Genomic DNA, 13,165 nt, shown 5'->3' on the forward strand with positions numbered 1-13,165 from the left:
ATTCAATCTCGACTAAATCACGTCATTCTGAATCGACGAGAACTCACACTCGTCTCAAAACGCATCTCTGCGCCAAAACGAGGTGTATTCTCTTGTTCAAAACGTAACCGTCGAAGTCTCTTTCCAGAACCGAAATCTCTTCCGGTCCCGCAAGCTTCGCCGCCCACGTTTCTCTTTCTTCTCATCTTCAATTGTCAAAAAACAGACCAGAAAACCCAGTCGAAATCACGTCCCWCAATCCCGAACCCGAAAGCCCAGAACCACCAATCAGCATCGCAGCCAATCCAGGAAACACTAGAGCGAAGGTCGTCGTCGCCAGCAGCGCCGCCGCCCTCGTCAGTGATCGGGCTTATAGAGAATGCACCACGCCGCCGTCAATAGGGGTTCTGAGAGAAATTACGAAAATCTTACAAGCTATTGATTTCATTACGAATTCAAAGCGCGACTACAAATACCGCCCAGAACTCGCGTTTTGGAGCAGCTCGGCGGCTTATCATAACCGTTCTGCCTGAGATCACGCATTGAAGATGTCGACTGAACACGTGCGGCATCCCCTCTCCCTCCCCTTTGCATCCACCTGACGACTACCCTGGAATAGGTCCGCCGAAGAAGTGGGATACACCGACCATGGCTGGCATGTCCCGTCATCGGCCGGTCACGCAGGGGTGAGACTGTTTCTTGAAGCGATGAAAGTGGAGGTTCGTCGCACAATCGCACGGAGGGCGATTTCATGTCCGATATTACAGTCTGGGCCAATAACGACGTCGTTCAGATAGCGTGGCGGTCCGATAAGCCGATCGAGACTTGTCTAGGCTTCGCAATCGATCGCGCGGAGGTGTTACCGACAGGAGGCGATCGCGACTGGGAAGCACTTCCCGCCTGGGTCGGCTTCACCGGCGAGACCAACCCTGCCTGGCAAATGAAGGACACCTGGATTTGGCCGATACAAAAGTTCAGCTGGAAGGATCTTACCGCCACACGCGGCAAAACCTATCGCTACCGCGTGACACCGGTCGGCGGCGAGATCGTCGATGGACAGCGTCTGGCGGCGATTGCCAGCATCGCCCCACTTGAGAGCCAGCCTGTAACCCTCACAGAGAAACACGGGCATTGCAGCGCCTATTTCAACAGAGGCATTCTCTCTACCCAGTACCTGGCTCATCAGATCCCCGCGGGGCCAAGCGGCGCACCCAATTATGTCACGCTGAAAGGCCGCATCGATCAACCGGGAGATCCGCTGCGAGAGAACCTCGCCGGCCAACTCATCGATGGACTGCTTTCGCTCCTGCGCCGGGCCGAAACCGAGGGCGGCACATGCTATGCCGCCTTGTATGAGCTTAACGACGTTGAGCTGGAAGGAGCACTGCTTCAGGCTTCACGACTGTCCATCATACTTTCGAACACTGGTCCCGACGACCAGGAAAATCATCCGGCGCGGCAAGCGCTACACGAGAAAGCCGCCAGCAATCCCAACCTGCAGATCTTTGATCGATTTGTTCCCGGCGGCCATATCGGCCACAACAAGTTCATAATCTATGCGGACGGGCAAGGCGAACCCCAGGCCGTGCTGCTGGGCAGTACAAACTGGACCGACATGGCCGTCTGCGCCCAGTCCAACAATGCGCTGGTCGTTGAGGATGCAACGCTGGCAAAAGCCTACAAGGATTATTGGGACAGGCTGCTTGCCGACACCCAGAACGACGATGCAAAGCAAGGGAACGATTTGCGCAGCTCGGATGCTGAGGCCGGCGCGACTGATATCGCCTTGGACCAGGCAACGGCCACGGTCTGGTTCTCGCCGAACACTCCGCATGCACGCCCAAGCCATCTGTCTGCGGATGCGCCGCCGCCACCCGATTTGTCAGTCGTTTACCAGCTCATGCAACAAGCCAAGACAGCTGTCGTGTTCCTTGCCTTCCAACCCGGCAGCCCGAGCATCGTCGACGAGCTTGCTCGCCTCGGAAATGCAAGGCCTGACCTCTTCATTCGCGGCGCGGTGACCGACCCCAACGCGGCCCAGACATTCAACACGACGCTGATCCATCGCTCCGGCGAGCAGCCGGTCAACGTCGTGCCGGCGTCGGCGATCGACGATCAGTTCGGCTATTGGCAAAGAGAGCTGCTCAAAGCAGGACCAAGCGCCCATGCTATCATCCACGACAAGATTGTCGTGATCGATCCGGGGCAACCGGGCTCGGTCGTCATCACCGGCAGCCACAATCTCGGCTACCGCGCATCCATGAACAATGACGAGAACATGCTGCTCGTCTCGGGCCATGACGAACTTTCGAAGGCCTACGCCGTTCATGTTTTGGATGTCTATGATCACTATCGCTTCCGCTACATGATCCAGAAGGGCGGCACGCATGCCTTTTCGGGTCTAAGCCGAGATGCGAGCTGGCAGGACAAGTATTTCGCGCCGGACAGCAGTGCGCGCAGGGATCTGGACGTATGGTTCCAGAACGGCGCGGCTAAGGACTAAACATGCAGGCCTTTGGGATCGTCCGGCGGAGGTCGAGACCATCTCCACCATGAGGCCTATCTCACCCATCTCCGAGCAAGGTCCATGACGGCTGACATTTCAATCTGAAGTCAGCCGTCAATGGGTGCCTGCATCTTCTCAGCCGGCCATCCGGTCCGGAGAACGCAAGATTGCAGCGCCTCCTGCCGCCTGCACTGCGAGACTTCCGTATTCGATGCCCGCGGCCAAGGCGCTGCTTACATCGTGACCTTCGAGCCAGGCATCGATAAACCCGGCATTGAAGGCATCGCCCGCTCCCGTCGTATCGATCACCGGGACATCCTTCGCAGCCATGTGGGCCTGCGTGTCGGCTGAGCGAAGCCAAGCGCCCTCGCCTCCGGCCTTCAACGCGACGATCGGAAAGTGCGTTGCGAGAACATCAAGCGCCTTAGCCGGCTCGTCGTGACCTGTAATAGCCTGCGCCTCTTCGCGATTGGGCAGGAATATATCGACGCCCTCGCAAGCCTTCAGCAGGCCAGGATCGTAAATCAGCGTCTCGTCCCAGCTCGGATCGAGCGAAACGGTAAGGCCAGTAGACTTTGCCTGCCGCACCAAATCAGGGATTTCATGCAGCGTGGCGAATTCGGCGATATGGAGATGCCCCGCATCCTTCCACTGCAGTGCATCAGAAAGCGTTGCGGGCAGCGCCGCACCCGCCCGGCGCGACAGGAATGCGCGATCATTGCCGATCACGCTTGCCACCGTCACCTGCGGGCCGGCATCTTCGGCGCGCTCCAGAAAACGCAGATCCAGGCCATCGATCGCAAGATCCGGCTCGATGCCGCGCGACAGGCCGTCAATGCCGAGACGGGCGACAAGTGCCACCGCCCTGCCCGCATGAGCGAGATGCGCGGCGGAAATGAACGCGCCGCCACCGGCTGCCAACTTCATATTTTCGGCAAAGACCTCGCGCCCTGGCTGCGGCAGTGACTGCAGGCCGGTGAAAATGAGGTCACAGTAAATCCGTCCTATGCTGAGGACCGCCGGACGGTTCAATTGTTGTGGTGTCATAAGCGGCCCAGGCTCTTTTCGGTCTTGGCATCGAAGAGATAGAGGCTGCCCGCGGGAGCGGAGACCGAAAGCATGCTGCCAGCCTCGGGGATAAGCTTACCAGGTGCCGTTGCGATCACCGATGCCCCGTTGACATCGAGATGAACCAGCGTTTCCGCGCCAAGCGGCTCCACGGCCGTGACGGTTCCGCGCAGCGACAGGCCGCCTGGTTTGCCTTCCTCGACCCTTAGATCATGCGGACGAACACCGACGAGCACGTCCCCATCCGGTATAAATTCGATCCCGCTTCCGTTGCGCCGGCCTGCCGTCAAGTTCATCGACGGGCTGCCGATGAAGCGTGCCGTGAACACATCGGTCGGATTTTCGTAAAGCTCGGTCGGCGTGCCGGTCTGCAGGATGCGGCCGTCGCGCATGACGACGATGCGGTCGGCCATGGTCATGGCTTCGACCTGGTCATGCGTCACATACACAGTGGTCGTCTTCAGACGCTGATGCAGTCGCTTGATCTCGATACGCATCTGCGCACGCAGCTGCGCATCGAGGTTGGACAGCGGCTCGTCAAAGAGGAAGGCGGATGGGTTGCGCACCATGGCGCGGCCGATGGCGACGCGCTGGCGCTGGCCACCGGAGAGAGCCGCCGGGCGACGATCGAGATAAGGCTCCAAGCCGAGTGCCTTGCCGGTCTCCTCAATCCGCTGATCTTTTTCCGCCTTGGACAGTTTAGACGTATAAAGACCGAAACCGATATTCTGACGCACGGTCATATGCGGATAGATCGCATAGTTCTGGAACACCATGGCGATGTTGCGCTGCTTGGGGTCGCGCTCGTTGACGATAGCGCCGCCGATCTTCAGATGACCGCCGGAAATATCCTCAAGGCCGGCAATCATGCGCAGGGTCGTCGATTTGCCGCAACCCGAAGGCCCGACGAAAACGACGAATTCGCCGTCCTTGATTTGCAGATCGATAGCCCGAACGGCTTCGACCTTGCCATAGCGCTTGACCAGCTTTTCGAGTTCGATGGTCGCCATCAGCGTGCCTCCACAAGTGCACTGAATTTCTCTTCAAGTTCGCGCGCAGCTGAAGCTTCACTTGCTGCATGTTCGGACGCCAAGGCCTTGAAACGATCGGCGTCTGCCCTGTGCCGCCCAAGCGCCTCGTTCATCGCCTTTGGTGACGGTCCGCCGAGCCGGTCGCGCACGGCGACAAAATACTGCGGCGAGACCAGCTCCTCGAACTTCTCACGATCGAAAGACGGCTCGCGGGAGGTAGCCTCGCGGAATGCCTCAAGGAACGGCTCGAAACCATCCTTTTCCAACCCACCACCGAGCGCGACGACGGCGCGCGCTACCTTCGCCGCGATCTCATGCGCCTGCCGGAACGAAAGACCCTCGATGCGCACAAGCGAGTCCGCCAGTTCCGTGATGGTGATGCAGGAGCGACGGATATTTTCGGCAACGCGCAACGAGTCAATGCGGATCGCGCCGATGAAAGCGGCCAACAGGTCGAGGACGCGGCCAGCTGAGGCAAATGCCTCGTAACCCATCTGCTGGGTCTCGCCTTCGCTATCGTTCATGTCGGTGAACGGCGTGTTGTGCATGACGTCAAGAACCGTGCGCGCCCGGCCCATGGTCTGGCTTGCCAGATGGCGCATGTGCTCGACCGGTACCGGATTGCGCTTCTGCGGCATGATCGAGGAGATCTGCACGAAAGCATGGGGCACATAGATCTGGCCGACCTCGAAGCTCGTCCAGAACTGGAAGTCCTGGATGAGACGGCCGAGGTGTAGGAACATCAATTCCAGCGCCGAATAGGTCGAGGTGATGTAGTCCACCGCGGCGATGCAGCTGTAGGAATTGGACAGGGGGGCGGCAAAGCCCAGGAGAGCAGCCACCCGGTTGCGATCGATGGGGAAGCCCGAGGTTGTAATCGCCGCCGCGCCCATGGGGGACAGGTTGACGATAGTGCGAGCAGCTTCAAACCGCTCGAGGTCGCGGATAAGAACCTCTATCGCCGCTGAAAGATAATGGCCGAATGTCGATGGCTGCGCCGGCTGGCCATGCGTGTAGGCGACGATCAGTGTCTCCTTCTCGCGTTCGGCAGCCGCAATCATCGCATCCAGGAGATTGCGAACCTTTGATGTCAGCGTGTCGATACGCTCCTTCAGGCCGAGCTTGAACAGCGTGTGATCTATATCGTTGCGCGAGCGCGCCGTATGCAGGCGTCCGGCGATATCAGCACCGATGCAAGCCTTCAGCTCTTTCTCGATGAGGAAGAAGAAGTCTTCGACCTCGCCTGTGTAAGTGAGCTTGGAGGGATCGATCTCCCGATCGATAGCCTCCAGTGCGCCCGCGATAGCAGCAGCCTTCTCGCGGTCCAGAATGCCTGTTTCGGTCAGCATCACCAGATGTGCGCGGTCGATACGGCGGAAGCCATCGACATGGTGGGTCTTGGCGCCATCGAAAAGCGGACGAAGAACGGTTTCCTTGTAAACCGGATCGGGGAAAACGCTTTTGTCGGAGAGCCGGGGATCAAGATCAGACATGGTTCAACCCTTGAGGCCTGCGAGCATGACACCGCGGACGATGTAACGCTGTAGAAGAAGGAAGACGACGAGTGTGGGAAGCGTGGCGATGGCAGCGCCCGTCATGATCATTTCCCACTGGATGGACTGCTCGACGGCAAAGCTCGAAAGCCCGACCGGCAACGTATAGAGCTCCGGGCTTGTGGATACGATCAACGGCCAGAAGAATGCGGTCCAGTTGCCGAGGAAGGTGAAGATCGCAAGCGCTGAGAGCGCAGGCGTCACCAGCGGCATCGCCACTTTCCACCAGATCTGGAATTCGTTGAGGCCATCGACGCGAGCGGCTTCGAGAAAGTCGTTCGGAACGCCTTCGAAGAACTGCTTCATGAGGAAGGTGCCGAAGGCCGTCATCATCCCTGGGAACATGATGCCCCAGTAGCTGTCCAGCCAGCCGAGCTTGCTCGACATCAGATACCACGGAATGACAAGCATTTCCGTCGGGATCATCAGGGTTGAAAGAATGGCAAGGAAGATGAAATAGCGGCCGCGGAACTGGAACTTCGCCAGAGTGTAACCGACGAGGCTGTCGAAGAAGACGTTCGACAGCGTGACGACGACCGCGACGATCATGGAATTCATGAACCAGCGCAGGAAGCGCCCGTCGGCGAGGATGGTCACGTAATTCTGCAGCGTCGGTTCGGCCGGGATCAGGCGCAGATCGTAGACCTGCCCCGCCGTCTTCAACGAGGTGGAGAACATGAAGGCCAGTGGCGTGATCATAATGAGGCCGCCGATGAACAGCAGCGTCCATGTCAGGATACGGCCGGGGCGCAGGTGCTCGAACGGCAAAGGTTTGGCTTGAGCCGGCATTGTCATTTCTTTTCCCTCAGAATCCAGAGCTGCAGCAGCGAGACGCAAAGCAGGATGGTGAAGAGAACGACGGTCTGCGCTGCCGCATAGCCCATCGCATAGGAGGAAAATGCAGTCTGGTAGATCATCAGCACTAGCGGCTTTGTCGAACCGAGCGGTCCGCCAGGATCGTTTGTGGTCATGTTGTAGACCTGATCGAAGATGCGCAGGAAGCCGATCGAAGAGAAGACGACAAGGAAAACCGTGGTCGGCTTCAGAAGCGGGATGGTGATCTTGCGCAGAATCGCCCATTCGCCGAGGCCGTCGATGCGCGCCGCCTCGTAGAACGTATTGGGGATCGCGCGCAGACCGGCCATGAAAATGATGATCTGGAAGCCAAGGCCTGCCCAAATGGAGGTTGCCATGATGGCATAGAGCCCTTGATCGACCGAGCGCAGGAACCCCTGCTGTGGCAGACCGACGGCATTCAGAATGTTATTGATGAAGCCGATGGGCGCAGGCTGATAGAACCAACGCCAGACCCACGCCATGGCGGCTGCCGTCGTTAGATAGGGCAGGAAATAGAGTGCACGGATGAGCCCGTGCATGAAGTGCACGCGGTCGAGAAAATAGGCGATGGTGAATGAGACCAGCAGGCTGATCGGCGTGCCGATCAACAGGTATGTAAAGGTGTTCTTGAACACCTTCCAGAATTCCGGATCGGAGAACAGCTTCTGGTAATTGGCGATGCCGATAAATTTCGGCGGATTCATAAGATCCCAATCGGTGAGAGAAAGCCAAAAGGCTTCCAGCGTCGGGTAGAAGCGGATCACCGAGTAGAACAGGATCGGCAGGGCGAGAAAGCTCCATACCCAGATCAGCCGTCGTGTGCGCATTGAAAGGCGATCCGTAAGGCGATTGCCCGAGGGCTGGTTCGCCATGCCGCCTGTTTCAGCCGTCATTGTCATGTTTCAAAACCCTTCGGCAGCGGAAAATGCAGTGCCGTGGACAGGCAGGAGAAGACGAAGCGGCATCCGCCGCTTCGTCGGTTGCCGTGGCTCTTACTTCGCCGCGTCGAGTATCGTCTGCTCGGCCTTCGCGGCCTGATCGACGGAATCCTTGACCGGTTGCTTTTCAAGGATCACGCGGTTGGCCATATCGATCGCAATCTGGCGCTGCTTCTGTTCGTCTGCAAACATGGTCGTGTGCGCATATTCGAGCCCCTTGAGGAACGGGCCATAGATCGGATCGGCCAGGTTCTTCTCGGTCATGGCAGCAGAGCGCCGTGCCGGTAGTTCACCCACATCCTGCAGCCAGATATCCATCGCTTCCGGCGAGGAGATGTAGTTCAGGAACTTCTCGGCGGCCTTCAGCTTCTCACCACTTGCCTTGGCACTGATGCCATTGGCGAAGTAGCTGGCATAGTTGGAACGAACACCCTCGGCATTGGCCGGAAGTTCCGTCACACCCCATTCGAAATCCTTGATGCTCCGGAAGGACCCGAGGCGGAAAGTGCCGTCGATGGTCATGGCAGCCTTGCCGGCGCGGAAGGCCGCCTGGCCTTCGTCCATGAACTTGACTTCGCCAACCTTTTGCTCGGTCTGGAGGCTCGTATAGAAACCGAGCGCCTTTTCACCGGCGGCATCGTTATAGGCGACCTTGCGGTCATGCTGGGTGTACGGCTGGCCACCGAACTGGCGCACCAGAACTTCGCGCCACCAATGTTGGTCCTGCCCCGGCATGTCGAGCGTGATGCCTTCAGCCAGGAGATTACCCGAGGCGTCCCGCTTCGTCGTCTTCTTGGCAACTTCGACCAGCTCGTCGAGAGTCTTCGGCGGCTTGCTCGAATCGAGGCCGGCGTCGGTGAACGCCTTCTTGTTGTAGAACAGGGCCAGCGACCGGACGGCTGTCGGCAACCCGTAATACTCGTCACCGCGCTTCATGGCGGAAACGATCGGGAAGAATTCGCCTTCGATCTTGTCGTGCGGGAAGGCATCTTTCGGCAGCGGCTGAAGAATGCCGCCAGCTACAAACTTGTCGAGCCAGCCGTAGAAGAGCTGCATGACATCGGGGCTTTTACCAGCCATTTTCGCCGCGATCACGCGGGTCTGATAGTCATCGTAAGGGAACGTGACCTGCTTGACCTTGATGTCCGGATTGGCCTTCTCGAAATTTGCGATCAGCTTGTCCATCGCCTTGACGCGCGTCTCGAAGACGTACTGCCAGTATTCGATTTCGACAGCCTGAGCGGCATTGGCCGCAAGGGCACTGAACCCTGCAACCAGACCTGCCAATAATAGCTTACGCATAAATCCTCCCTTGTGCCCCCACCCGCCGGTTTCCAAAATGCGGTTGCCAGGCTTGGCTGCGGATAGGCACCTCCCATCCGCATGTTCCACCATATGCCGTACAGCGAATGCACGACACCAACTCCTTGCTCGATGCGAGAATCATGTTTTCGCGATGGAGCGGGGCGGCTTTCGCCACCCTGTCCTTTACGCTTCAACTTTAAGCGCGCCTTGTCAATAAGATAATTTAGTTGAATTAATATATTGCTGTTAAGAACGCCGCGCGCTATTCCTTCAGGAAGGCAGGAGGACCCATGACACAACAACCGGCAAAGATGCCGCTGGCCGTTACTCTCGGTAAAAACCCGGAACGGATCCGCGATCATAATCGCCGTGTCGTACTCGACGTGGTGCGCCGTCATGGGCCTTTGGGCCGCATGCACATCGCCCGCCTCACCCATCTGACCGCGCAGGCCATTGCCAATATCGTAGACGAGCTGGTGGCGGATAATCTCCTGATGCAACTTGGTCGCCTCAAGACCGGCCGCGGCCAGCCGCCGATCCAGTTCGCTGTCAATCCCGAGGGTGCGATGACCATCGGCGTCGAGATGGGCTCGACCCAAATGGTCACGACGGTGCTCGATCTTTCCGGCACACCGCGCCGGCAGCATGTCCGTCCCGTTCTCGATGTCAGCGCCGGAACGCTTTCGGCGCAGTTGCGGGCCGAAGTCGATGCCGTCAAGGCGGCCTTTCCTGCTCGTCTTCTCGGTATCGGCGTCGTCATGCCCGGCCCCTTCGATATCGAAGGCATGAGCTCGGTCGGGCCTACGACCCTGCCTGGGTGGTCAGGGATCGATGCTGCGGAAGTTCTGAGCAATGCCTGCGGCGAGCCGGTTATTGTCGAAAACGACGCGAACGCCGCGGCTGTCGGCGAGCGCCTGTTCGGCGCCGGCCATGCGATCTCCAATTTCGCCATGATCTATTTCGGCGCCGGCATCGGCCTCGGCCTCATTCAGGATGGCGCGCCGTACCGCGGCGCGTTCGGCAATGCCGGCGAAATCGGCCATGTGGTCATCACCCCGAACGGACGCCAATGCGCCTGTGGCCAGAAGGGCTGCCTCGAGACCTATGCCTCCCTCCATGCTCTGCGCGAGAAGCTTCATGCCTCAGGCATTGAAAACACGGACTTCGACGCGCTCGAAACGCTGCATGCTGAGCGCAACCCGGTACTGATGAATTGGCTGCAAGAGGCGGCCGATCATCTCGCACCGATGATCGCCATGATCGAGAACATCCTTGATCCGGAAACCGTAATTCTCGGCGGCATGTTACCGGATGCCATCATTGACGACTTAATCCGACACATGGGCGAATTGCCAATTTCCGTCGCAAGCCGCCGTGCTCGTGCCTTGCCGCGCGTCCTACTCGGGCAGACCGGCCAGTTCACCGCCGCGCTCGGCGCAGCATCCCTGCCGATGTTCGAGGCAATGACACCGAAGCTCGATATGAACTCAGAATTGTAAGAGGTCCGCGAGGAACCATGCTCACTGCCCTGCAGCGCATCGAGCGCCAAAAATCGTCCCCTGCCCTTGTTCGCCTGCATCGGGCGCTGAACAGACTGCGATCGACGGTGACGCTGATGCACACGGGCGCGCATCCTGACGACGAGCAAAGCGGGCTGATTGCCTATTTCCGCTTCGCACTCGGCATAAGGGTCGTTGTCGCCTGCTCGACGCGCGGCGAAGGCGGGCAAAATGCGCTCGGCCCCGAACGCGGCGGCGCGCTCGGCGTGATCCGTAGCCGGGAAATGGAAGAGGCCGCACGCGTTCTTGATTGCGATATCCATTGGCTCGGTCATGGTCCGGACGACACCGTGCACGACTTCGGCTTCTCCAAGGATGGCGACGGCACCTTCGCGCATTGGGGCGAGGAAAAAATCGTCGAGCGTCTGGTGCGCGCCTATCGCACCGAACGCCCGGACATCGTCTTGCCGACTTTTCTCGATGTTCCCGGCCAGCATGGCCATCACCGCGCAATGACACGCGCAGCCGAGAAGGCCGTACGGCTTGCGGCAGATGAAAATGCCTATCCAGAACACATCACCGAAGGGTTGAGGCCATGGCGGGTGGCAAAATTCTATCTGCCGGCATGGTCCGGCGGCGGGGATACCTATGACGACGAACTGCCGCCTCCGGACGCCACGCTGGAAGTCCATGCGCACGGCCGCGACGAGGCGACCGGGGCAGATTTTGACCGGATCGGCGAATGGTCCCGCGCCTGTCACGCGACCCAAGGCATGGGTCGCTGGCCGGAGGTGCCAAAGTCCAATTGGCCGTTGCATCTGAAATTACCGGAAAGCCATCCGGAAGAGGCGATCTTCGCTAGCCTTCCTCAGTCACTGACCGCGCTCGCCGCGACAGACGGCTTGCCCGAAAACATTGGGCAGATGCTGATCCATGCCCAGGTTGTGATCGAAGATGCCATCACCGCCTATCCGAAGCGGGCTGTTATCATCGAGCGCCTGATCGATGCGGCGAAAAGCCTGAAAGCGGCGCTGACCGCCTCGCCCGCCGATTTTCTGCGGCGGCACGGACATCGGTTGGAGCAAAAGCTTCGCGAGGTAGACGCCGCCTTGATGGAGGCATCTTCGCTGTTCGAGAGCGCCAGCCTTGATGAGACCATGCTAGCTTCAGGCGGTGAATCCAGCCTCATTGTCGAATATGGAAGCGGCGTCCGCGACATCGATGTGACGGCCGAAGTTGTTCTGCCAAGAGGCTGCGTCGCGACTGCCGGCAACCGGAAGGCTGGCCGTGAGGAGTTTGCCATCTCCATCTTGCAACAGGCGCCGCTTTCGCCTCTTTTCGAACCCGCCTGGCGCGCGCTTGGCGGCAACGGTCAAGCCTTCATCCGGCTCAAGGTACCGTTTGACGGTCATGATGCTGTCGCCTGCTTTGATCTGGAAGAGCCACTCCGCGTGGTCCCCTCGACATCACTTCGGCTGGATCCGCCGGCTTTGGTCGTATCCACACACCAGCAACAGATAGCAGGGTGGCGGATCGGGCTTGTCGCCGAGGGTCAGGCAGACAAGATCGCGTTCAGCCCGCAGAAGGGATGGGCCGCTAAGGTTGAGGAAGCAGCAACAGAGTTGCGAGCACCGGAGGAATTAAAACCCGGTCTTGTTCGCCTGCTGCCCTCCGTCGACGGAGAGGCTGCGTGGCAAACGAGTATGATGAGCTACCGGCACCTCGGCAATACGCTTTGGCGCGAACCCACCGCATTGCAGATACTCGCGGTCGACCTGCGCCTACCCGATGCACGCATCGGCTACATCGGCGGCGGCGCCGACAATACCGGCATCTGGCTGAAGCGGATTGGCTTCGACGTAATCGAACTCGAAGAGCATCATCTAGCAGGCGATCTCTCGCAATTTTCCACGATTGTGGTCGGCATATTCGCCTTTGGCCTGCGGCGCGATCTGGCGGCTGCGACGGATCGGCTAAACGATTTCGTCGAGCGAGGCGGTCACCTCGTGACGCTCTATCATCGCCCAACGGATGGATGGCATCCGGATCGCACGCCGCCACGAAGGCTTACGATAGGCTCGCCTTCATTACGTTGGCGCGTGACCAATCCCAAGGCGTCCGTCACCGTGCTGATACCGGAACACCCTCTGCTCACCGGACCAAACGCCATCAGCGAGAGCGACTGGAACGGATGGCACAAGGAACGGGGGCTCTATTTCGCCTCCAGCTGGAATGATGCCTACCGCCCTCTCCTGTCCATGCACGACGATGGCGAACAACCTCTTTTCGGTGCGCTGGTTTCGGCCGAAATCGGCAAGGGCCGGCATACGCATACAAGTCTTGTCCTGCATCATCAGTTGGACCGGCTCGTCCCCGGCGCCTTTCGTCTTCTCGCCAATCTAGTCCAGCCTGCCCGATAGAACGATACCGCGTCGGGCAGAACAAGTAG

The 13,165-nt window shown here is 59.2% G+C and carries 9 protein-coding genes; 3 read left to right on the forward strand and 6 right to left on the reverse strand.

The window, feature by feature from the left end; all coding sequences use genetic code 11:
* Positions 1 to 730 precede the first annotated feature (730 nt).
* A complete protein-coding gene (locus QD461_RS16735; RefSeq protein ID WP_414088734.1) occupies positions 731 to 2,482 on the forward strand; it encodes a phospholipase D-like domain-containing protein in 1,752 nt (583 codons plus the stop codon).
* A gap of 138 nt (positions 2,483 to 2,620) precedes the next feature.
* Here QD461_RS16735 and QD461_RS16740 read toward each other — a convergent pair whose 3' ends face one another.
* The 6 genes from QD461_RS16740 to QD461_RS16765 all read right to left on the reverse strand — a co-directional run bounded on the left by QD461_RS16740 (position 2,621) and on the right by QD461_RS16765 (position 9,214).
* On the reverse strand, positions 2,621 to 3,532 hold the full coding sequence (locus QD461_RS16740) for a carbohydrate kinase family protein (protein ID WP_414088735.1): 912 nt from the start codon (positions 3,530 to 3,532) through the stop codon (positions 2,621 to 2,623).
* On the reverse strand, positions 3,529 to 4,563 hold the full coding sequence (locus QD461_RS16745; protein ID WP_414088736.1) for an ABC transporter ATP-binding protein: 1,035 nt from the start codon (positions 4,561 to 4,563) through the stop codon (positions 3,529 to 3,531). The genes QD461_RS16740 and QD461_RS16745 overlap by 4 nt, the downstream gene beginning before the upstream one ends.
* The gene (gene argH / locus QD461_RS16750) at positions 4,563 to 6,077 is read right to left on the reverse strand and encodes an argininosuccinate lyase (protein WP_414088737.1); all 1,515 of its coding nucleotides are present in this window, start codon (positions 6,075 to 6,077) and stop codon (positions 4,563 to 4,565) included. Before argH ends, QD461_RS16745 begins: the two co-directional genes overlap by 1 nt.
* A 3-nt stretch (positions 6,078 to 6,080) precedes the next feature.
* Complete coding sequence (locus tag QD461_RS16755) at positions 6,081 to 6,932, reverse strand: carbohydrate ABC transporter permease (RefSeq protein WP_414088738.1); 852 nt, start codon at positions 6,930 to 6,932, stop codon at positions 6,081 to 6,083.
* Positions 6,929 to 7,873, reverse strand: a complete 945-nt coding sequence (locus tag QD461_RS16760; RefSeq protein WP_414088739.1) for a carbohydrate ABC transporter permease — start codon at positions 7,871 to 7,873, stop codon at positions 6,929 to 6,931. The genes QD461_RS16755 and QD461_RS16760 overlap by 4 nt, the downstream gene beginning before the upstream one ends.
* A gap of 93 nt (positions 7,874 to 7,966) precedes the next feature.
* Positions 7,967 to 9,214, reverse strand: coding sequence for an extracellular solute-binding protein (locus QD461_RS16765; protein WP_414088740.1), 1,248 nt, complete (start codon positions 9,212 to 9,214; stop codon positions 7,967 to 7,969).
* Positions 9,215 to 9,507: 293 nt separating this feature from the next.
* On the opposite strand from QD461_RS16765, the gene QD461_RS16770 reads away from it, so the two are divergent.
* Both QD461_RS16770 and QD461_RS16775 read left to right on the forward strand, forming a co-directional pair.
* Positions 9,508 to 10,716 carry an ROK family protein gene (locus tag QD461_RS16770; protein WP_414088741.1) on the forward strand — a complete coding sequence of 403 codons (1,209 nt, stop codon included), beginning with the start codon at positions 9,508 to 9,510 and terminating at the stop codon, positions 10,714 to 10,716.
* Between the two features lie 17 nt (positions 10,717 to 10,733).
* Complete coding sequence (locus QD461_RS16775; RefSeq protein ID WP_414088742.1) at positions 10,734 to 13,136, forward strand: PIG-L family deacetylase; 2,403 nt, start codon at positions 10,734 to 10,736, stop codon at positions 13,134 to 13,136.
* The last annotated feature ends 29 nt before the right edge of the window (positions 13,137 to 13,165 follow it).

The organism is Rhizobium sp. BR 314, assembly GCF_047445805.1.
In the GTDB taxonomy this organism is placed as follows: Bacteria; Pseudomonadota; Alphaproteobacteria; order Rhizobiales; family Rhizobiaceae; genus Rhizobium; species Rhizobium lusitanum_B.

Excerpts from the sequence above, each read along its gene's own strand:
- QD461_RS16765 (WP_414088740.1), bottom strand. The coding sequence starts at position 9,214 with ATGCGTAAGCTATTATTGGCAGGTCTGGTTGCAGGGTTCAGTGCCCTT.
- QD461_RS16760 (WP_414088739.1), bottom strand. The coding sequence starts at position 7,873 with ATGACAATGACGGCTGAAACAGGCGGCATGGCGAACCAGCCCTCGGGC.
- QD461_RS16770 (WP_414088741.1), top strand. The coding sequence starts at position 9,508 with ATGACACAACAACCGGCAAAGATGCCGCTGGCCGTTACTCTCGGTAAA.
- QD461_RS16745 (WP_414088736.1), bottom strand. The coding sequence starts at position 4,563 with ATGGCGACCATCGAACTCGAAAAGCTGGTCAAGCGCTATGGCAAGGTC.
- argH (WP_414088737.1), bottom strand. The coding sequence starts at position 6,077 with ATGTCTGATCTTGATCCCCGGCTCTCCGACAAAAGCGTTTTCCCCGAT.
- QD461_RS16755 (WP_414088738.1), bottom strand. The coding sequence starts at position 6,932 with ATGACAATGCCGGCTCAAGCCAAACCTTTGCCGTTCGAGCACCTGCGC.
- QD461_RS16775 (WP_414088742.1), top strand. The coding sequence starts at position 10,734 with ATGCTCACTGCCCTGCAGCGCATCGAGCGCCAAAAATCGTCCCCTGCC.
- QD461_RS16740 (WP_414088735.1), bottom strand. The coding sequence starts at position 3,532 with ATGACACCACAACAATTGAACCGTCCGGCGGTCCTCAGCATAGGACGG.
- QD461_RS16735 (WP_414088734.1), top strand. The coding sequence starts at position 731 with ATGTCCGATATTACAGTCTGGGCCAATAACGACGTCGTTCAGATAGCG.